The organism is Shinella sp., assembly GCF_049651085.1.
GTDB lineage: Bacteria > Pseudomonadota > Alphaproteobacteria > Rhizobiales > Rhizobiaceae > Shinella.
In genome coordinates this window covers 223,645-242,040 of record NZ_JBASBL010000007.1, presented here as the reverse complement: position 1 = coordinate 242,040, position 18,396 = coordinate 223,645, and the positions used below count along the sequence as shown (strand labels likewise).

Here is an 18,396-nt window from a genome sequence, read left to right as displayed (position 1 = left end):
TGCGTGGACGTTTCCAATTGGCCAAGGGTCGATGACGCGAATTTGAGGCGTTTCGCCGCAACCGTCAAACGACGATGCCGGAAGAACCCGGCAATTCTAGGAAAGCGGCGTCCAGGCGCCGTCCGCATTGCGGCAGGCAGCGCCGCGCGTCGTGGTGTCGCGGCCCTCCACCGTCAGCGTATGGCTATACTGCCGGCAATTCTGCGAGCCGACCTGGTATGGCGCGGCCGCGACGATAGAACCGCCGACACCCTTGCCCTGCCAGACGACCGGCTGGCCGCCGGGGGCGGCTTCCAGCGCACGATACTCGGCCTCCAGCGCACGCTGCATATCCGCCTTGGAAAGCTGCGCCGCCGTGTTGCGGCTTACAAGGCCGCCCTGCAGCGCCGTGATATAGACGCCGGCACTCTTCGGACCGGTCGCGATGATGCCACCGGCCGCTCCCTTGCCGCCGGATGTGGTCGTGCATCCCGAAACTGTTACTGTTGCCAGAAGGAGTGGGAAAAAGGCGCCGCGCAAACCCGTCTTCATCCGCTGGGACCGTCTCTCTTCACGCAAAGGGCGGCTAGCCGCACCGTAATTCGCCAATCCCGCGATCCTCATTACCGCGAGCCCTCCCTTGTTGCATTGTCCGCGGTCTCAGGCAACATCCTTTGTGACGGCCGGAAGAACGAGACGTGCGAGCAGCCCACCATCGGAACCGCGGGAAAGCCCGAAGGTTCCCTGATATTCGGACGCGATCTCGCTGACGATGGAAAGGCCGAGCCCAGTACCCGGCTTGCTTTCGTCGAGCCGCTTGCCCCGCTTCATCGCCACGCGGATCTCGTCCGGCTCGAGACCGGGGCCGTCGTCCTCCACCTCGATAACGATCCAGCTCTTGCGCGCGTCGTCGCTGCCGCGCACATCCCCCGGAGCGGCGCAGACACGCAGCGCGACGGTCGTGCGGGCATGGCGCGCCGCATTTTCCAGAAGGTTGCCCACGGTTTCCTCGACGTCCTGCTGCTCCATTGCCAGCACGAGGCCCGGCGGATCGACCGCCAGCGAAAACTGCCTGTCGACATTGAGCCGCCGCATCACCCGCACCAGGCGCTCGAGCACGGGCTGCGTTTCGGTGCGGGCAAGCACCGATTCGCGCTGGGCGGCGATGCGCGCGCGGTTGAGATAGGATTGGACCTGGCTCTGCATGGCTTCGGCCTGCGTTTTCACGAGGTCGCCCTGCGGCGCGGAGATGTGGCGCGATTCATTGAGCAATACCGCGATCGGCGTCTTCAGCGAATGGGCGAGATTGCCGACCTGCATGCGCGCACGTTCAACGATGCGCCGGTTGCTGTCGATCAGCGCATTCACTTCGCTTGCCAAAGGCAGGATTTCCCTTGGAAAATCACCGTCGAGCTGTTCGCTCTCCCCGGCCCGGATTTTCTCGAGCGCTTTGCGTGCCCGGTCGAGCGGCCGCAGACCGATGAGGATCGCCGCTGCGTTGAGCAGCAGGCTGCCGATACCGAAACCGAGCAGTGCGAGATAGAGGCTGCCGGAGAAGTCATCGATATCCTTTTCCAGCACGTCGCGATTGCCGACGACGCGGAAGCGCGCCGTGCGCCCCTCGTCGTCCAGCACAACTTCGGTCTCGCCCACTTCCACTTCGTTCCCGAAGGAATCGATGGTCGTGTAGAAGCGCTCGTAGCGCGTGTCGAAGGGAATGCTGTCCGTGTCGGGAATGGGAATGCTGCCCGTGCCGAGCGAAGAGGAGGTCAGCGCCTCGCCTTCGAGCGCGCCGCCGATCGGCTCGACGATCCAGTACCAGCCCGATTGCGGCTGGAAGAAGCGCAGGTCCCCGAGTTGCGGCGTACCGGCAAGCCGTGTGTTCTCGCCCGTCGAGACGGTGTTGATGACGTTGTAGAGCTGGGCGCGCAGGAGATCGCGGAAACTCTTTTCCGCGCTCTGCCGGTAGAGCGTCGAAATGACGATGGCGATGACGACGAGCGCAACGGCGGCCCAGAGGGAACCGAGGACGAGGACGCGGAAGGTGAGCGAGCGGGAGCGTCTGGCGTTATTTGCCATTGGCCGGTGCTTGCATCCGGTAGCCGAGGCCGCGCACGGTCTCGATCAGGTCGACGCCGATCTTCTTGCGCAGCCGCCCGACAAAGACTTCGATCGTATTGGAATCGCGATCGAAATCCTGGTCGTACATATGCTCGACCAGTTCGGTGCGCGACACGACCTCACCCATGTGATGCATGAGATAGGAGAGTAGCCGGTATTCGTGCGAGGTGAGCTTCAGCGTCTCGCCGTTGACGGTCGCCTTGGAGCCCTTGGTGTCGAGCCGCACCGGCCCGCACACGATGTCGGGGCTCGCATGGCCCGCCGCCCGGCGGATCAGCGCCCGGATACGCGCCAGCACTTCCTCGACATGGAAGGGCTTTGCCACATAGTCGTCGGCGCCGGCATCGATGCCGGCCACCTTGTCGCTCCAGCGGTCGCGGGCGGTCAGCAGCAGGACCGGTGTGGCCTTGCCGTCGGCACGCCATTTTTCGAGAACGGTGATGCCGTCCATTTCCGGCAGGCCGATATCGAGGATGATGGCGTCATAAGGCTCGGTATCGCCGAGATAATGCCCCTCCTCTCCGTCGAAGGCCTGGTCCACCACGTAGCCCGATTCCTTCAGGGCCTCGCTGAGCTGCCGGCTCAGGTTGACATCGTCCTCGACCACCAGGATGCGCATTCGCCCTCTTTCTATCTGCTATTCCAACGCCGGTTTCAAAAGCCCGGCGGCCTTACATCGGTACGCGCACGGTCATCTTGCGGGGTCGGGCATTGCCCTTGCCGGGCACAAGCACGGTCACCACGCAGTTGTCACCGCTCGGCTCGGCGGAAAGAAGCTCGCCGCCAGTCTGGGCCACCACCTGCGCGGCCGCATTGCTGCAGTCGCCAGCCACCTCGACGACATCCCGTGCAGTGCCCAACTCGATGGGTGCCGGAAGCATCAGACTGGCTGCAAGGGCGGATATGAGAAGTGGCGATGCCATGAACATACTTTCAGGTGCGGATCATTCTGATGCAAGCAATAAACGATCCACGCTGAATGGCAAATGAATGGGGGACAGTAAAAGGCAGGCGGTCAGATCACCCGCCGGCGGGCCGAAATCCGCCCGATCAACGCGATAAGACCGCCGGCCGCACCCACCGCCGCCACGATGAGATCGGCAAGTTCGCCCGCCTCGCCGGTCGTCACCTCGACGCCCGCCGCCTGGGCGAGTGAGGCGAAAATCGCGACCAGCGCACCCCAGACTGTGCGGGATTTGTACCACGCTTTCACATCGTTCATGGTGTTTCCTTCCTAAAGGTTGAACCTGGCCTCGGCAGGCAGGCCGAGCGGCACGGCGCGGCCAAGCTGGCGCACGCGAATGGAAAGAGCGGCCTGCGGAGCGCCGAAATCGGCAAGCTCCTCGACGGCCGGATAGGCATATTCGGGCGTCGCCGTCTCGGCGCTGCGCACCACCGCGCCCCCGGAGAGAATATCGATGCGGTAGGCTTCGCCCGGCTCGTCCAGCGGAATTTCGGCGGCAAGCCAGTTGTCCGAATCAATCCGCCCGCGCCGTATCCAGGAAAAGCGGGCGATCCCGTCCGCACCGCGCCGGGCGCGCAGATGCACCGGCGAAAGCGGCGTCAGGGCACGCTCGCCACCGGCGAAGGCAAAGGGACCGGCCTGCCCGTCCGAAACGCCGAAGGCAACGATGATCCAGTTGAAGGGGCGTCCGGCCTCCTCCGCATCGAGGCCAAGCGGCTGGACGGCGTCATCGAGCACCACCACCTGCCCATTGGCGGCATGCCCGGACGCCATGGCGTCCTCCGTGCCGTGCAGACCGCGCAGAAGCCCGGTCAGCCGCCAGCGTTTCGGTGCGATCTCGCTGGCCGTGCGGAAGCCGATGATTTCCCAGCCTCCATTGGCGGCACGCGCGGCGATGCGGTTGGCGCCATTCAGGACGCTGAGGGAATCGGCCGAAGCGAACCCGCCCGAGGGCATCTCGAGCATGACCGCCTGCAGGGCATCGAAACGCCCGACGACGCCCGCGGCCAGCGGTGCGGTGAGCCAGCCGATCCCCGCCGGTCGGTCGAGGCGCAGCCGGGTGCGATACCCCTCGCTGCCGTCGGAGCTGGAGACGGCCATGGAGCGCCAGGGCCGCGCATAGGCCGCTATACGGGCAAAATCCTGTGCTGGACCCGAGCCGAGGATCGGCAGGTCGAGGAAGATGATCTCCGGGGCGAAGGCATCCGCCGGTCCCGGCCCGTCCACCGGCCGCCCGCCGCCCTGCGATACGGGTGCTGCGCTGTTGCCGGCCGCAATGCCGCGAGCCTCCACTTCGCGCACCAGCCCGTCGGTGATGCTCGTGATCAGGAAGTGGCCCGCCGGACCGTCGGCCAGCCGCACCACATCGCCGGGCGTGAAGCCGAGCGCGGTCGGCGGCAGGCGGAAGCTGACGCGCCGCTGGCCGGCGTGCTGGTCGCGCAGGGCCGTCTCGACGCTTGCGGCCGCCGCGCCCGCATGCAGCACGGCCGGCAGCGCCATGCGCAGCACGCGATCCGTATTTGCCGCCATGCGCCGGGAGCGGGTGGTGACGCGTATATGCGCTTGCGCCTCATCGAAATGATCGAGGATCGCCTCGCCCGAAAGGTCGCTGATATGACCCCGGCTCTCCTCGAAGAGCGCCTCGTCGGGTCGTTCGGCAAGGACGGCGAGTTCTGTCGCCGGCAAGGCGGACTTCAGGCGCGAGCGGAAGGTGAGCCGCCCGTTCGCCTCGAGTGCATCGATCTGGAATGCCTCCAATAGCGGTTCGAGCAACGCGCGCGCCGAGGCCTGGTCGGCCCGCACGAAACCGGCCAGATCGCCCGTGACCCCGGACACGTCGAAATCAGCGAAACCGTGATCGGTGAGGATGGCCGCGATGACATCGGCAAGCGTGGCCGCGCCGAGCCGGCCGTTCAACCAGTGACCGCGCTGCCAGTTGACCCCGTCGGCCCAGAGCGAAAGGTTTTCCGGAAAGGTCGGATAGGGCCGCGCGTCCCAGGTCCACAGGAAAATATGGTCGGGATCCACCATGCCGGGCTCCGGCCCATTGCCCTGCCACCACTCGTGATGGGCGTCGAGGAAACGCCGCTGCATCGAATCGCTGCGCCCTCCGCCGGAATGGTAGGGCAGCGCGCTCTCCACGCTCTTGGCATCGACGAAGACATTCGGCTGGTTCGCGCCCTTGTCGATGGCCGGGCAGCCAAGTTCGGTGAACCAGATCGGCTTGGAACGCGGCACCCAGGCGGTCGGGCTCGACACTTCCGCGCCGCCCGGGCCCCGGTCGAAATGCGGGTTCGTCCACCAGCTTGCGAGGTCCTTGTAGCGATATACCCAGGGCTTTCCGGCCGTCCCGTCGGTGATCGGCGTCCGGTTGCGCGCGCCGGTCGGCTTCGCTGGCGTAGTACCAGTCGAAGCCCTCCCCGCGCCCGAGCATGTCGCGCATGCCCACCACGTCTTCCGCATGGCGGAACCCGTCCGGATTGCCGGCGAGCATGTCGCCGTCCTGCCAGTCGGCAAGCGGCATGTAGTTGTCGATACCGACCGCATCGATGGCGGGATGCGCCCAGAGCGCATCGAGATGAAACCGGACTTCCCCGCTGCCGCCCGGCGGGTGATAGCCGAAATACTCGCTCCAGTCGGCTGCATAGGTGATCTTGGTGTCCGGCCGGAGCACCCCGCGCACATCGCCGGCGAGGTCGCACAGCCCGTCGACGAACGGAAACCTCCCCTCATCGTCACGTAGAAACGAAAGGCCGCGCATTTCCGAGCCGATCAAGAAACCGTCGACGCCGCCGGCCACCTCCGCCAGCAGCGCATAGTGCAGCACCATCCGGCGATAGCCTTCGTCACCGGCGGGCGACACGACACTGTCGCCGGAAATCGTGAAGTGCCCCGCATGGACGCTGCCAAGGAAGGCCCGGACCTGATCACGCGCTGCGCTCGTGCCGTCGGCGGAAGGCGGATGGCAGGTGACGCGGCCGCGCCACGGATAGGGCGCCTGCTCCGCCCCGCCATAGGGGTCGGGCAGGCCGTTGCCATCGGGCACGTCCATCATCAGAAAGGGATAGAGATAGACCTTGAGGCCGCGCGCCCTGAGATCCTGGATCGCCGCAATCACGCTTCTGTCGGAGGGCGTGCCGCCATAGGCGGGTGCGCCGCCATTCTCGCTTACCAGATAGGCGTCCTGCCGCGAGATGCCCGATACGTGCCACGGCCGCGTTTCGTGCGAGCGCGAATAGGTCTCGACGCCCGGCACGATCCGGCAGTCCCCGGCGCGCAGATCCGTTCCGAACCAGGCAACGACGAGCGCGACGCTCTTGAGGTTCGGACAGACACCCTGCAACTCGGCCAGGGAGGCGAGCCAGTCCGTCGAGGACTGGATCATGTTGCGATTGATATGCCGGCCCGAGCCTCCGCCCGGCCGATCCGTCACCAGGTTCGGGTCATAGCCATGCTCGGTCGAACCGGGGATGACCGTCACCGCCCGTATTTTCTCCTCCAGCGCGCCGATGGGGCAAATGACCTCGAACTGGATGACGGGAATGCGGTTGCCATAGGCATCGAGCGGAAAGCGCTCGAGCACGATGTAGGAAAGACCGCGATAGGCCGGCGTGTTGCCCTCGCCCTGCTTTGCCTCGATCAGCGGATCGGGCGGCTGCGTATGCGCGCCTGTATAGACGCGGATCAGCACGGCCGAGAGGTCGACTTCCCGCCCGTCCGCCCACATGCGGCGAAAGGAGACCACCGGTCCCTCGCAGAGCCCGAGGGCGATATTGGCGCAATAGCGGTAGCTCTCGGATTTGGGGCCGCTCGCCTTGCCGCCAGCGCGCTCCACGAGGACCTGCTCCTCGAAGCGCGTTGCCCAGATCAGTGTGCCGCCGATCCGGGCGGTGCCGTAGACACGACTGATCGCCGTGCCTTCGTCGGCCCCCGGCAGGCGGGCATCCGTCAGCCGGGGGCCGATGATGGTCTTCGTGCCGCCGAGGAGCGAGCGATCGACGGCGGAGCCGGCAAGCGCACCCACCGCCCGCCCGACAATCGCGCCGAAGGGGCCGAAGATGCTGCCGAGCGCCGCGCCGGCGGCCTGAAAGAGAAGTGTCGCCATGGATCAGGAAAGCTCCGGAAAACGGAAAACGCCGACGATGCGACGGCGCCAGCAGGCGACCAGCGGCGATTCGATCACCGCCGCCTGCTCGTAGGCATGAATGAACCGCTCGTTCGGCGCGGCGATGCCGGCATGTTTTGCCGCAACGCCGTCCCGCCAGCGAAAGATCAGGAGATCGCCCGGCCGGAGCGCCGAAAGCGGCAAGGCCGCTCCGCAATGGCGCAACGCCGCTTCAAGCAGGCGCTCCTTGCCGGCGCGCTCCGCCCAGTCCGGCGCATAGGGCGCGGGAATTTCGGGCTCCGTCCCGTAGAGTTCGCGCCACACCCCGCGAACGAGGCCGAGGCAATCGCAGCCGACGCCCTTCAGCGAACCCTGATGCCGGTAGGGTGTGCCGATGAAACCGCGCGCGATGGCGACGACCCGGTCGCCGGAAATCTCACTCATAGAGCGCGCTCCCGTCATGCACGGACTGGCCATCGGCATAGCTGTAGCTGAAGTCGCTGCCCGGCATGTGGGGGAAACCCTGGAAATTCAGGCCGTTTCCGAATTTTTCCTTGCAGGTCGAAAAGCGTTTGTCGCAGCCCGCCGTCACCTGCAGCGTGTCGCCGACGGCAATCCCCGCGGCCATCGGCAGCCACAGCGTCAGCTCGGCCTCCCCGCCCGCCGCGCGATGGTCCTCGATATCCGCCGCAAGCCCCACCGCCGCGCCGCTCTCGAAAGTCAGCACGCCGTAGCGGAAGAACCGCTCGGCAAAGCCGGAAAGCCCGGTCACCCGCACATGCAAGTCGTCCGGCACGGCGCTCACCGTGGCGGTCGCGCGAAAGGCAGGAACATCGACGTTCAACCCGCAGCGGGCGTCGCCCAGCACCGCATCGCAATGCCGGCTGTAGATGCGCCCCCGCACCTGGTCGAGCCGGTGCGTCAGGCGCCGCAATTCCACGCGAAAGAGCCCGCCTTCGCGCCTGACCTCGCCAAGTTCCGCGGTCCTCAGCAGCAGGTGCTGCCACGGAGCCTGCCAGTTGACCGTGTAGACATCGACCTTCGCGCCGTCATAGCGGCCGGCGGAAAGGTCCTCGGCGCGGATGGTGTCGGCGGAAAAGCCGCCGGACACATCGCCGCCCTCGGCGGCAAGCCCGTTGCCGTCCTCCGCCTCGCTCGCCGCAAAGCCGCTCGCGGCAAGATAGGTCAGCCCGCCGAAGGACAGGTCGTGATCGTGGTCGGTAAAGCCCATCACCGTGCCGTCGAGGCGGGTCACCCGCCAGGCGTTGCAGAGCGTCGTCACTTCCCCGTCGAGATGGGCCTGAAGCCCGGCTGGAATGGTTCTCATGGCTTGATCTCCACAAGCGGGATGGAGGGAATGCGGCCGGCGTCGAATTGCGCGAGGTCGATGTCGATGCGGTCCGTGTCGAAGCGCACCGGCACGTCGAATGCAAAACCCGCCCGCACCGCGCCGGAGGCCGGGATCTTGCCCGGCTTGAACGTCACGGTCCCGGCAGCGCTGTCCACGGTGTAGTCGGCCGCCTGCACCGGGCTGCCCGCCACGGAAACGAGCACCGTGCCCGAAACCGGCTTGTCGATCCGGCGCACCGCCTCGCCGCCCGCATCCGCATAGCGCTTGACCAGTTGGAACGTCGCGGTCGCGCCATCGGCGTCCCCGAGGAACTGGTCCTGCGCGGTGATCGTTGCCGCCGGCGCGCAGGATTTGTGATCCACCGGATCACGAAAGCGGAACCCGTGGAACTGCCCGGCCCGCGCCTCGAAGAAGGCAAGGACCGCGTAAAGGTCGTCGATCGAGCGCACGCCGGAACCCGCATCATAGTGGCGGCGTGCATCCTGCCAGCGGCGATTGCGGTTTTCCCGCCCGTTGGAAAGGCTGACGATCTCCGTGCGCCGCACCGGCCCCCCGCTGGTGCCGAGCGCCACGCGCAGCGGAAACCGCACCTCATGAAATCCTGCCATGCGCTATCTCCGAAAATGCCCCGGCGTTGGATGAGGGGCCACCCAGACTGCCACCTTCACAAACCCCGCTGCCCCCGCCCCACGGCGCGGGTCAGCATGGCCGCGATCTGGCCCTCGGACTTGCGGAAGCTTGCCGCATCCGGCGTCGTCACGTTGAACACGATGCGCGCGCCGCCGCCGCCCTCGGCCGCGACGCCGAGCGCTCCGTCCGGCCCGCGCTTCAGCGGCATGATCGCCTCTGCACCCGCCTCGCCCATCAGCCCGAGCCCACCGCCGCTGCCGAAATAGGTGGGCGAGGACACAACGCCGCCTTTCGCGAAGGGGGTTGCGCCGCCAAGCACGTTGGAAAGGCCGGACGTCAGCAGGCCCTCCAGCGGCTTCAGGCCCACCGAAAGCGCAATGTCGCTCATGCGCAGCGCAAGGCCGCGCAGCACGCTTTCCAGCCCCTTGCCGTCCGCCACCGCGCCCTTCAGCGCATGGGTCAGCGCCGAGCCGAAGGAGCGCGAGCGCGCCTCCAGGTCGTCGAAGATGGCCGAGAGCTGTTCGGCATCGTCGAGCGTGCCGGCCAGCGGATTGGAAAAGGGCGCGTCATCCGGGTTCGCCATGGTTCACTTGCTCCTCATCGGGAAAGGTCAGCATCAGCGCGGCAAGCGAAGCCCGCCCCGGCACTTTCGGCGAGGGCCGCAGGAGGCCGAGTGCATAGCCAAGCTCGCGCGGCGTCATCGCCCAGAAATCCTTTGTGGAAAGCCGCATCCGGCACAGCCCGGCATGAAGCACCGCCTTCCAGGGAAAGGCGGCGTCCGTGCCGCTCAGGCCGGATGCGGCAGCGGAGGGTTTGGCGAAGCTTCTCCGTTTCCGAAGGTCGCCTGCAGCAACTCGGCGGCAATGCGTGCAAAGCCTGCAAGCCCGTCCGCCACGGCCATGGCCGCCACGTCCTCGTCGCTGAACAGGTTGCCGCCGCCGCGCAGCCCGGCGCCGATGATGCGGATCAGGTCGTCGGCCTTCAGGCGGCCGCTGGAAAAGCGCTCGACAAGCCCTTCCAGGCTGTCGACGGCAAAGGCCGTTTCCAGTTCGGCGAGCGCCCCCAGCGTGAGGCACAACACCCGCCGCTCGCCATCGAAGAACGCCTCGATCTCGCCGCGATGCCGGTTTGCCCGCACGCCCATCACAGCGCTCCGAAGGTGAGCAACCCGGCCGATTCCAGCGCGATCTCGAACAGCACCTCGCCGTCATGCACGCCGGAATATTCGAGCGCCGCGATCTGGAACACCCCGGCGACCGTCCCGAAATCCGGGATGACGATCTGCCAGCCGGCAATCGTTCCGCCAAAGAACTGCGCGCGCACCAGCGCGTCCGACGCCTGGTCCTTGAAGATGCCGCTGCCGGAAACCGCCGCGCGCTGCACGCCGGCCCCGCCAAGCAGCTCGCGCCAGCGCCCGGCCGATTCCGCATCCGTCACGTCGACCAGCGCGGCATTGAACGACAGCCGCTTCGAGCGAAGCCCGGCAACCGTGACGAAGCCCGCTCCGTTGTCGATCTTGAGCAGCAGTTCCCGCCCCTTCTGTGCCACCATGGCAAGGTCCCTTTCCGTTAAATCTGGTTAGACATCCGGCTCCGTCACCGCCCGGAACCGCATCTCGGCGCGGTGGAAGCGGGATTTGCCGTCGCGCCGCAGCCGCGTGTCGCGATGGAGGATGAGCACGAGCCGGTGACCGGCCAGCGCCAGCGGCGCGTCGTGCAGCGCCGCGCGTATCGCAGCGGCAATCGCCTGTGCCTGCCGGTGACCCGCCGCCTCTGACCAGGCCTCAAGCGTCACCACATGCGCCTCGCCGGCCTCCGTGGCGGTCGAATGGTCGATGCTCTCGATGCCGGCGATCACCACCAGCGGCGAAGCGGGCTCGGCGAGCCGGCGGTCGGTGATGCCGCTCGCGCCGACAAGCGCCGTCAGCGCCGCATCGCCGGAAAGCCGGGCGAAGATCGCCGTCTGCAGGGCCGATGCCGCGCTCATGGCTTGATCTCCTCGCAGTCGCAGAGTGTGTAGCGCCCCGTCTCGTCTGGATCGCGGAAGGCGCGGATGGCGAAACGCCGCGCGCCCTTGCGCAGTCGCATGCCACCGGCAAGGTCGCTGCGTCGCCGCAGCCAGATGCGGTGCGTCACCGTCACCGGCAGCGTGCCCGCCGCCTCGTCCGCCCGTGCGGCGACCGGCTCGATGCGCGCCCACAGCGTCGCCAGCGCGGCAAAGCCCACGCTGACGCCGCCTTGCCCGTCCGGCGTTTCGTCCGGCCGCTCCAGCGTAAGACGCATGTTGAGCTGGCCGGGGTCGAGGTGTTTCGCCATCACAGCCTCCTCAGGCGATGCGGCGCGACGAGCCGGTCATAGCCCTGCGGCACCGCGCCCGGCTGGTCATCGAGGGAGAGGACCCCACGCAGCTCGAACATCGCCGCGACATGCAGCAGCATCGCCCGCTTCAGCGTGTCCGGCACGTCCGCGCCGCTCTCGCCGAAACCGGCGGTGAAATCGATCTCGATGCCGTTGACGGCACGTTCCGTCGCTGGGTGCACGGGTAGCAGAAGCCGCGCCGGCCGCGCCGTGCCGTCGAGCACATAGCCTGTCGTATCGGCCTCCACCGGCGTGCCGTCAGCGTCGTAAACCGTCACCAGTTCAATGGTTTGCACCGGCCCTCTGGCAATCTGAATCACTTTTCCGGCAGGCCAGCCGTCGAGATAGAGGCGCATTGGCCGCGCGATGAGGCACAGCCCCGTCTCGTCTTCCAGATGGTCGCGCGCCGTGCGGATGAGCGCTGTCAGCAGCCCGTCCTCGTCGTTCGTATCGAGGCGCAGATGCGCCTTCACCTCGGCGAGCGTGATCGGCTCGCCGGCCGGCGGCAAGAGTTCGGCGATGGTCATGATCATCCTGTCCGGAAAGAAAGGGGATGCGGGCGCGGCCGGGAGGAAAACCGCGCCCGCGGCACCGGCGTCAGGGGACGACCGCCGGTGCAAGGAAACGCATGGGAAGAAAGCTCAGCTCAGCTCACCGCGAACTTCACCAGCTTGATCGCCTCGAAGTTCTGCACCCCGCCGCCGACACGCTTGGTCGTGTAGAACAGCACATAGGGTTTGGCGGAATACGGGTCGCGCAGCACGCGCACGCCCGTGCGGTCGACGACGAGATAGCCGGCGCGGAAGTCACCGAAGGCGATGGAGAAGCTGTCGGCCGCCACGTCCGGCATGTCCTCGGCTTCGGCGATGGCAAAGCCCATCAGCGAGGCGGCCTGGCCGGGCGTTGCCGGCGGACGCCAGAGGTAGTTGCCGTCCGCATCCTTGAACTTGCGGATGGCGCTCTGCGTCTTCCGGTTCATCACGAAGCTGGCATTCTGCCGGTGCCCGGCCTTCAGCGCATAGATCGTGTCGATCAGCGTGTCGGACGGCCCGCTCGCCTTGAAGGCGCCCGCCGTGCCGGTGGCGATATAGCCGAGATTGCCCCAGCTCCAGCTGGCATCGGCGACATTGGTGTAGCTGAGGAACCCCTTCGGCTTGTTGGTGCCGTCGCCGGTAACGAAAGCGGTGCCCTCCTGCTCGCCGAAGACCATGTCGACCTCGGAGGCGATCCAGCTTTCGACATCCACCGCCGCATCGTCGAGCAGCGCGGCGGTCGCCGCCGGCATGGCGTAGAGTTCCATCGTCGGGAAGGAGAGTTCGGCAAGCTGGGTCGTATTGGTCTGCGGCCGCACGGCCGTTTCCGCCACCCAGCCGGCGGCCATTCCGCTCGTCGCGAACGGCTTCTTCAGCACCGCGCCGGAAACCTGCCGCACCGTGGCAAGCGCGCGGATGGGCGAAGCGGCGGAAAGCCGGCGGCCGATCTCCGTGTCTGTTTCCGGCGGCACGAGATAGCCGCCATCCGCCGCCGAGCCGACCGACATGGCCTTGCCCTCGAGCGCCCGCAGCGCGCTTTCGTCGCCCCGGCGCATATAGTCGGAGAATGCCGCCTTGTGCTCCGCCGCCTCGATGCCGCCCTCGCCGCTGCCCCCGAGCGCCGGGCGCGCCTTCTTCAGCGCCAGCTGGTCGAGCACGCGCTTGTGCTCGTCCATGGCGCGGTTGATGCGGTCCACCTTGTCGCGCGTCACCACGTCGGCGGTCATTTTCTGCTCGATCTCGCCGAGCCTGCGGTCGTTCGTCTCCTTGAAGGCCTCGAAGGCCTCCATGAAGTCGTCGAAGGCGGCGGTCATCGTTTCCGGCACGGCCTTGATTTCCGGCGCGGTCTTCATGGTCTCGGTCATGTCCTGCTCTTCTCCGTTAGCATTTCAGCATCCGGGCCGCCCGGCGCATGATGCGCACGAGCTCCGTTTCCCTGTCGCGGAACCACCGCGCATTCTTCACGTTCGACACCCGCGCCGAGGTCAGCATGGGAAAGGTGACGATCGAGATTTCCCAGAGGTCCGCCTCCAGGATGCGGCGCACCCCGCTTGCCCGCTCGGTCCTCGAACGCACCGTCTGGAAACCGATGGAAAGCCCGTCGAGCGCGCCGGATTTCATGAGGTTCAGCACCTCGCGGGCCCGGGCCACGCCGGGCGACAGCACGCCCTCGACATAGAGCCCGCGCTGATCCTCGCGGATCTTGCGCCAGCGGCCGATAGGCTCGGCCGGATCGTGCTGGAAGAGCATGCGCACGCCGGCGGCGCCGCGTTTTTCCAGCGAGCGGACGAAGGCGCCGGGCGCGATCTCGTCCTTGCCGAGGTCCACCTCGCCGAAGAGGCTGGCATAGCCGGAAAACACCCCGTCGCCGGAAACGCCCTGGAGCGTCAGATCGGCATATTTCTTCGTCCGCCAGACCGGCAGGTCGTCGGTTATCATTGCTCTCTCCGATGATGTGAAAGGGAAGGCCGGCAGCCGCCGTCGCCTATTCCCGCAGCCGTTCGGCCAGCCGCGCCAGCACGCCGAGGCCCCACCAGGCCGAAAGGCTCGCCGCCGCTGAACCGGTCAGCAGCACCTCCGCCGGCCCGAGATAGCTCGCAATGCCGAGCCTGACCGCGATCCAAAGCCCGGCCGGCCCGCCGAAGACGAGGCCGCAGGCAAGGCCGGTGAAGAACCGGCAGGCCGCCTCGCGGCGGCTCCTGGGAAGCAGATAGATGAGCGAAACGGCAGCGCCCGCGGACGCGCCGAGCAGTCGGGCCGTCCAAAGCCCGCCGTCGTTTCCGAAGTCAGCCATTGTTAAGCCTTTCAGATTATTATCTAAATCCAGAAGGTTCGGCCGCAGTCGGCCGGAAATCGCCGGCTCACGCGGGCCAGCGATGGGAAATCTTCGAGTCTTTTGAATCCCTTGTCCCGTATTCTTCGAAAACCGATTCAAGGACTTCACGGATTGAATCCGGCAGGCGGCAAAGTGAATCATGCCCGCGACGCAGGCACCTGTTTTTCCTGACCAATCACCGGGCGACGCCCCCGCTCAATATCCCACCGCCCGCCTTTTCTCCTCGTCACTCAGGAACGCCGCCGCGCCCATGCGCGCCCACAGTTCCGAGCGTTCCGCCACCAGCCCGTTCACCTGGTCGAGGTCCGGCACCAGCCGCAACGCTTCGCCCTCCTCGGAAAACCAGGCCGCGAAGGACGCCGCGGTGCGGCTGACAAGCGGCAGTACGGTGAGCCGCCAGAAGGCGCGGTTGGCCTCCTGGTAGTTGGCATAGGTCGCATCGCCGGGAATGCCGATCAGCATGGGCGGCACGCCGAAGGCGAGCGCGATGTCGCGCGCCGCGCCGTTCTTTGCTTCCACGAAATCCATCTCCCGGGGGCTGAGCCCCATCGCCTTCCAGTCGAGCCCGCCTTCCAGCAGCATCGGCCGCCCGGCCCGCGCCGGGCCGGAATAGCCCTCCTCCAGCTCGCTCTTCAGCCGGTCGTACTGGTCGGGCGAAAGATTGCCGCCCTCCTTCGGCTGGTAGACCAGCGCCCCGGAGGGCCGCGCCGAATTGTCGAGCAGCGCCTTGTTCCAGATCGCCGCCGCATTGGAGAGGTCCAGCGCCATGGAGGCGGCCTCCAGCGGGGCGAAACCGAGCTGGTCGTCGAGCGGGTGGAAGAGCCTCAGATGCAGGATCGCCTGCCCATCGCCCGCCCTGTGCCGGCGCACATGGTTGGCGGTGCGGTATTCATAGGCCTCCGGCCAGCCGTCCCGTCCCTCGACGATGCGCACCCGGTCGGGCCTGAGCAGATGCAGCTCGCGCAGTTCCTCGCCGATCCGCACGCCCTCGACGAAGGCATTGCCGGAGAGCAGGAGGTGCCCGTAAAGCGTCTCGAAGAAATCCGTGCCCGCCATGCGCCCGTTCGGCCGGGCAAGCAGTGCCAGCCGGGCGTCGTCCGGCCGCTCCGCCTCGCCCTCATAGGCCAGCCACGGCACGGAGGCCGCCGCCTCCGCGATCATGCGCACCGCGCGGTGCGCCACCGGGTTCTTCATGAACCCCTCGCGCGACAGCGAGGCATAGGAGCGGCTCGACCAGTGCGCCCGGCCCTCGGCCGTCAGCGCGAAAAAGCCCGACGCCTTGGTTTCCGCCGCCATCTGGCGCCGCCGCGAGAAGAAGGAGGGTAGCTTCATGATGTCCTCGGTTCCTGTGAAAATGCGAATACCTGCGGGAAGCAGCCCCTCATCCACTATCCGCCCAGCGCCGCAAGAAAGGCCCGCCCGTACCCCGCCACCTTTTCGGCGCGGTCGAGCCCGTTGATGATGCGCCGCGCGCCCACCCAGTCTGCCCGGCCGGGTGAAAAATGATCCGCCAGCCGCCGCCCGGTAAAGGCGCCCTGCAGCATGCCGGTGAAGAGGATTTCCACCGAAACCGCCATCTCCATCGCCCGCTCAGGCCGGGCGAGAAGGTCGATGCCCGTCAGCTCCGCCATGCGTTGATAGTTGCGCCGGTGGGTGATCTGCACCAGGCCGCGGCCGAGCCAGCTCTTGCCCGTGTCGTCCTGCCGCCAATAGGGCGCGGAAACCTGCTGCAGGCGTCCGGCCGCAAAGGCCCGGTCGAGACGGGCGATGGCCGCCTCGTCGGTCGCGGCGAATGTCTCACGCACCGGCTGCATGCGCCCGCCCGTCTCGTGATGCGCCGTCGCCAGAACATAGGCGAGGAAGCGCCTGTCGTCCGTCTCGCCGCCCCGCTCGAACCGGTCGATGATCGCCGCCAGTCCCTCCACCTGCCCGCCGCGCAGCCGCCCGCCATAGAGGGCCGCGCGCACGCCGTCGAAAAACGCCCTGCGTTCGATCATCGCCATGTTCCTTGAAAATCTAGATCCCGCGCACCCGCGGCTCGCCCTGCCGGTCGATCACCAGCGCCGTCAGCGCCCAGACGAGCGCATCGAGCCGGTCCGGCGAACGGCCGGAGGACAGTCCGTCCGGGCCGAAATCGCACATCTGGTCCTCCAGCTCCGCAAAGGCCCCGGCATGCGCCACCCGCCCCTGCTCGTAGAGTGCCGCCACCGGCTCGGCGCGCAGGAACTTGCCCCGCGTCGCCCGCACGGTCGCAACCGGCAGGTTGGCGTCGACGCTCTTCAGCATCGCCGTCACCATGTCGCCGCCCTGGTTGACCTCGGCGACGACCCGGTCGGCATCGAAGCGGCGGAAGGCGCGCACCACCGAGCCCGCCCAGCCCGCCGGGCTTGCGCCCGTCACCGAACAGTCCGCCAGCACCACGGCACGCCCGTCGCCGCCCAGCCCCGCGACCACGATGCCGCAGACCGAAGCCGCTGAGGCCGTCGCCGGCGGATCGACCGCCACGACGATGCGCGAGAGCGGCCCGGCATGCCTGAGGCGGATCGCTTCCAGCTGCGCCCGGCTCCACAGTGCGTCTTCGCGGTCGCAGATCAGCTCGCCGTCCAGTTCCTGCCGCCCGAGCCGCGTGCCGCCGTAGCGGTCCGCCATGGCCGCAAGAAACCCCGGCGACAAATTCTTCACATTATCCGAGGTCGCGATGCGCCGCACCGCCGTCCCCGGATCGCCCGCCAGCGACCGCAACAGCGGCACCGGCCGGGGCGTCGTCGTCACCAGCACGCGCGGATCGTCACCAAGGCGCAGGCCGAATTGCAGCATGTCCCAGGTCTCCTGCGCATGTTTCCATTTGCCGAGTTCGTCGCACCAGGCGAGATGGAACTGCGGCCCGCGCAGGCTCTCCGGGTCTTCCGACGAAAAGATCTGCCCGATCGAGCCGTTCGGCCAGACGAGCCGCCGGCGCGAGGTCTCGAATTCCGGCCGCAGGCGCCCGGCGATGCGGCAGATGCCGGAAACGCCGTCGATCATCACCTCGCGCGCATCGCCGAGGGTTTCGGCCACCAGCGCGATGCGGATGTCAGGCCGCGACAGCGCCAGCGCATGCACCCATTCGGCCCCCGCCCGCGTCTTGCCCGAGCCGCGCCCGCCCATCAGAAGCCAGACCCGCCAGTCGCCTTTCGGTGGCATCTGGGCGGTGCGGTAGGTAAAGCGCCATTCGCGCGATTGCCGCCAGCTATGGAAGCCTGTCCGCTTTCGAGGCTCGCCCGCATCGGCAGGGCCTGCCTCCCCATCAGGAGAAGCTTGGGGATCGGAAATACCCGCACGCCGCTGCCGAAGCTCGGCCTCCAGCGCGTCGGCAGTCCTGTCAAAATCCGTTCGCGCCCGCTGTTCCTCGATCATCCGCAAGCCCGCAGCCGCCTTCTTCATCGTCTTGTCGAGCTTGCGCCGGATCGCCCGTTGGGCCAGGCATTCCCTACGGCCCGCTTTCCGCTCGCGCGGCAGCATCGCCGCCAGTCCCGAATTCGCGCATCCAGTCCTGTTTCGCCGCATTCATCCGGTCCTCTACCCGCTCCTCGACAAGGCGCTCGAATTCCTCCGCCAGCGCCGCCTCGTCCCCGGGCTCGCCCGCCATGGCTTCCGCCTCCGCCCGCTCGGCGATCAGCGTGCGCTGCAGGCTGTCGATCTTCTCCAGCGTGCGCACGATCAGCGAGACCGCCTCGATCGCCGCCTTGGCGTCGGTCTGCGCCGCCTTGCGCAAGGCCTCGTCGTCGGCAGCGTCCGCATCGCGCTCGGCCAGCACCTTCTGGCTCTGGAAGCGCTGGAAGCGCTCGCGCAGCTCCTTGGTCATTTCAAGCAGCATGGCCTGCATGTCGAGGAACGGATCGCCGGGCGCTGCGGCCTTGGTATCGAGCACCGCCGCCGCCCCGCCCGTGAAATCCGCGCGCCACCCGGCAAGGCCGTCATAGGCCGCCGGCTCCGGCAGGACGCCGAACAGCTCGATATCGATCGCCAGATCCGTTTCCAT

General features: G+C 67.5%; 22 protein-coding genes and 1 pseudogene. All 23 read right to left on the bottom strand.

Going from position 1 to position 18,396, the window contains the following annotated elements:
* Window positions 1-96: 96 nt before the first annotated feature.
* Window positions 97-531: a hypothetical protein gene (locus tag WA950_RS04485; RefSeq protein ID WP_424550475.1), complete on the bottom strand. Its 435-nt coding sequence runs from the start codon at window positions 529-531 to the stop codon at window positions 97-99.
* Between the two features lie 108 nt (window positions 532-639).
* Entirely contained in the window at window positions 640-2,058 is a 1,419-nt protein-coding gene (locus WA950_RS04480; protein ID WP_424550474.1) for an ATP-binding protein, read from the bottom strand.
* Window positions 2,048-2,719 (bottom strand): response regulator transcription factor, encoded by a 672-nt coding sequence (locus WA950_RS04475; RefSeq protein ID WP_424550473.1) that lies wholly within the window; start codon window positions 2,717-2,719, stop codon window positions 2,048-2,050. The genes WA950_RS04480 and WA950_RS04475 overlap by 11 nt, the downstream gene beginning before the upstream one ends.
* 52 nt (window positions 2,720-2,771) lie before the next feature.
* Window positions 2,772-3,023: a hypothetical protein gene (locus tag WA950_RS04470; protein WP_424550472.1), complete on the bottom strand. Its 252-nt coding sequence runs from the start codon at window positions 3,021-3,023 to the stop codon at window positions 2,772-2,774.
* 92 nt (window positions 3,024-3,115) lie between these two features.
* The gene (locus WA950_RS04465; RefSeq protein WP_424550471.1) at window positions 3,116-3,322 is read right to left on the bottom strand and encodes a hypothetical protein; all 207 of its coding nucleotides are present in this window, start codon (window positions 3,320-3,322) and stop codon (window positions 3,116-3,118) included.
* A 12-nt stretch (window positions 3,323-3,334) separates the two neighbouring features.
* Window positions 3,335-7,169 (bottom strand): annotated as a pseudogene (locus WA950_RS04460) (baseplate multidomain protein megatron).
* Window positions 7,170-7,172: 3 nt separating this feature from the next.
* Complete coding sequence (locus WA950_RS04455; RefSeq protein WP_424550470.1) at window positions 7,173-7,613, bottom strand: NlpC/P60 family protein; 441 nt, start codon at window positions 7,611-7,613, stop codon at window positions 7,173-7,175.
* Complete coding sequence (locus WA950_RS04450) at window positions 7,606-8,496, bottom strand: DUF2163 domain-containing protein (RefSeq protein WP_424550469.1); 891 nt, start codon at window positions 8,494-8,496, stop codon at window positions 7,606-7,608. Before WA950_RS04450 ends, WA950_RS04455 begins: the two co-directional genes overlap by 8 nt.
* Complete coding sequence (locus WA950_RS04445; RefSeq protein ID WP_424550468.1) at window positions 8,493-9,128, bottom strand: phage distal tail protein, Rcc01695 family; 636 nt, start codon at window positions 9,126-9,128, stop codon at window positions 8,493-8,495. The genes WA950_RS04450 and WA950_RS04445 overlap by 4 nt, the downstream gene beginning before the upstream one ends.
* A 56-nt stretch (window positions 9,129-9,184) precedes the next feature.
* A complete protein-coding gene (locus WA950_RS04440) occupies window positions 9,185-9,733 on the bottom strand; it encodes a phage tail tape measure protein (RefSeq protein ID WP_424550467.1) in 549 nt (182 codons plus the stop codon).
* Window positions 9,717-9,941, bottom strand: a complete 225-nt coding sequence (locus tag WA950_RS04435) for a rcc01693 family protein (protein WP_424550542.1) — start codon at window positions 9,939-9,941, stop codon at window positions 9,717-9,719. Before WA950_RS04435 ends, WA950_RS04440 begins: the two co-directional genes overlap by 17 nt.
* Window positions 9,938-10,294: a gene transfer agent family protein gene (locus WA950_RS04430; protein WP_424550466.1), complete on the bottom strand. Its 357-nt coding sequence runs from the start codon at window positions 10,292-10,294 to the stop codon at window positions 9,938-9,940. The genes WA950_RS04435 and WA950_RS04430 overlap by 4 nt, the downstream gene beginning before the upstream one ends.
* Entirely contained in the window at window positions 10,294-10,701 is a 408-nt protein-coding gene (locus WA950_RS04425; RefSeq protein WP_424550465.1) for a phage major tail protein, TP901-1 family, read from the bottom strand. The genes WA950_RS04430 and WA950_RS04425 overlap by 1 nt, the downstream gene beginning before the upstream one ends.
* A 27-nt stretch (window positions 10,702-10,728) precedes the next feature.
* Complete coding sequence (locus WA950_RS04420) at window positions 10,729-11,136, bottom strand: DUF3168 domain-containing protein (protein ID WP_424550464.1); 408 nt, start codon at window positions 11,134-11,136, stop codon at window positions 10,729-10,731.
* The gene (locus WA950_RS04415) at window positions 11,133-11,465 is read right to left on the bottom strand and encodes a phage head closure protein (protein WP_424550463.1); all 333 of its coding nucleotides are present in this window, start codon (window positions 11,463-11,465) and stop codon (window positions 11,133-11,135) included. Before WA950_RS04415 ends, WA950_RS04420 begins: the two co-directional genes overlap by 4 nt.
* A complete protein-coding gene (locus WA950_RS04410; RefSeq protein ID WP_424550462.1) occupies window positions 11,465-12,034 on the bottom strand; it encodes a head-tail connector protein in 570 nt (189 codons plus the stop codon). Before WA950_RS04410 ends, WA950_RS04415 begins: the two co-directional genes overlap by 1 nt.
* A 119-nt stretch (window positions 12,035-12,153) precedes the next feature.
* Window positions 12,154-13,404, bottom strand: a complete 1,251-nt coding sequence (locus WA950_RS04405) for a phage major capsid protein (RefSeq protein WP_424550461.1) — start codon at window positions 13,402-13,404, stop codon at window positions 12,154-12,156.
* 16 nt (window positions 13,405-13,420) lie between these two features.
* Window positions 13,421-13,978, bottom strand: coding sequence for an HK97 family phage prohead protease (locus tag WA950_RS04400; protein ID WP_424550460.1), 558 nt, complete (start codon window positions 13,976-13,978; stop codon window positions 13,421-13,423).
* 46 nt (window positions 13,979-14,024) lie between these two features.
* Window positions 14,025-14,333, bottom strand: a complete 309-nt coding sequence (locus tag WA950_RS04395) for a DUF6107 family protein (RefSeq protein WP_424550459.1) — start codon at window positions 14,331-14,333, stop codon at window positions 14,025-14,027.
* Between the two features lie 237 nt (window positions 14,334-14,570).
* Entirely contained in the window at window positions 14,571-15,707 is a 1,137-nt protein-coding gene (locus tag WA950_RS04390) for a phage portal protein (RefSeq protein ID WP_424550458.1), read from the bottom strand.
* Between the two features lie 56 nt (window positions 15,708-15,763).
* Window positions 15,764-16,378, bottom strand: coding sequence for a glycoside hydrolase family 19 protein (locus WA950_RS04385; protein ID WP_424550457.1), 615 nt, complete (start codon window positions 16,376-16,378; stop codon window positions 15,764-15,766).
* A 13-nt stretch (window positions 16,379-16,391) separates the two neighbouring features.
* Window positions 16,392-17,876 carry a DNA-packaging protein gene (locus WA950_RS04380; RefSeq protein ID WP_424550456.1) on the bottom strand — a complete coding sequence of 495 codons (1,485 nt, stop codon included), beginning with the start codon at window positions 17,874-17,876 and terminating at the stop codon, window positions 16,392-16,394.
* Window positions 17,845-18,396, bottom strand: a complete 552-nt coding sequence (locus WA950_RS04375) for a hypothetical protein (RefSeq protein WP_424550455.1) — start codon at window positions 18,394-18,396, stop codon at window positions 17,845-17,847. The genes WA950_RS04380 and WA950_RS04375 overlap by 32 nt, the downstream gene beginning before the upstream one ends.

Bases quoted from the DNA above. Each gene is read 5' to 3' on its own strand.
- WA950_RS04405 (WP_424550461.1), bottom strand. From the start codon at position 13,404: ATGACCGAGACCATGAAGACCGCGCCGGAAATCAAGGCCGTGCCGGAA.
- WA950_RS04390 (WP_424550458.1), bottom strand. From the start codon at position 15,707: ATGAAGCTACCCTCCTTCTTCTCGCGGCGGCGCCAGATGGCGGCGGAA.
- WA950_RS04430 (WP_424550466.1), bottom strand. From the start codon at position 10,294: ATGGGCGTGCGGGCAAACCGGCATCGCGGCGAGATCGAGGCGTTCTTC.
- WA950_RS04440 (WP_424550467.1), bottom strand. From the start codon at position 9,733: ATGGCGAACCCGGATGACGCGCCCTTTTCCAATCCGCTGGCCGGCACG.
- WA950_RS04450 (WP_424550469.1), bottom strand. From the start codon at position 8,496: ATGAGAACCATTCCAGCCGGGCTTCAGGCCCATCTCGACGGGGAAGTG.
- WA950_RS04410 (WP_424550462.1), bottom strand. From the start codon at position 12,034: ATGACCATCGCCGAACTCTTGCCGCCGGCCGGCGAGCCGATCACGCTC.
- WA950_RS04400 (WP_424550460.1), bottom strand. From the start codon at position 13,978: ATGATAACCGACGACCTGCCGGTCTGGCGGACGAAGAAATATGCCGAT.
- WA950_RS04480 (WP_424550474.1), bottom strand. From the start codon at position 2,058: ATGGCAAATAACGCCAGACGCTCCCGCTCGCTCACCTTCCGCGTCCTC.
- WA950_RS04470 (WP_424550472.1), bottom strand. From the start codon at position 3,023: ATGGCATCGCCACTTCTCATATCCGCCCTTGCAGCCAGTCTGATGCTT.
- WA950_RS04395 (WP_424550459.1), bottom strand. From the start codon at position 14,333: ATGGCTGACTTCGGAAACGACGGCGGGCTTTGGACGGCCCGACTGCTC.
- WA950_RS04425 (WP_424550465.1), bottom strand. From the start codon at position 10,701: ATGGTGGCACAGAAGGGGCGGGAACTGCTGCTCAAGATCGACAACGGA.
- WA950_RS04415 (WP_424550463.1), bottom strand. From the start codon at position 11,465: ATGGCGAAACACCTCGACCCCGGCCAGCTCAACATGCGTCTTACGCTG.
- WA950_RS04445 (WP_424550468.1), bottom strand. From the start codon at position 9,128: ATGGCAGGATTTCATGAGGTGCGGTTTCCGCTGCGCGTGGCGCTCGGC.
- WA950_RS04420 (WP_424550464.1), bottom strand. From the start codon at position 11,136: ATGAGCGCGGCATCGGCCCTGCAGACGGCGATCTTCGCCCGGCTTTCC.
- WA950_RS04380 (WP_424550456.1), bottom strand. From the start codon at position 17,876: ATGCTGCCGCGCGAGCGGAAAGCGGGCCGTAGGGAATGCCTGGCCCAA.
- WA950_RS04385 (WP_424550457.1), bottom strand. From the start codon at position 16,378: ATGGCGATGATCGAACGCAGGGCGTTTTTCGACGGCGTGCGCGCGGCC.
- WA950_RS04465 (WP_424550471.1), bottom strand. From the start codon at position 3,322: ATGAACGATGTGAAAGCGTGGTACAAATCCCGCACAGTCTGGGGTGCG.
- WA950_RS04455 (WP_424550470.1), bottom strand. From the start codon at position 7,613: ATGAGTGAGATTTCCGGCGACCGGGTCGTCGCCATCGCGCGCGGTTTC.
- WA950_RS04485 (WP_424550475.1), bottom strand. From the start codon at position 531: ATGAAGACGGGTTTGCGCGGCGCCTTTTTCCCACTCCTTCTGGCAACA.
- WA950_RS04475 (WP_424550473.1), bottom strand. From the start codon at position 2,719: ATGCGCATCCTGGTGGTCGAGGACGATGTCAACCTGAGCCGGCAGCTC.
- WA950_RS04375 (WP_424550455.1), bottom strand. From the start codon at position 18,396: ATGGAAACGGATCTGGCGATCGATATCGAGCTGTTCGGCGTCCTGCCG.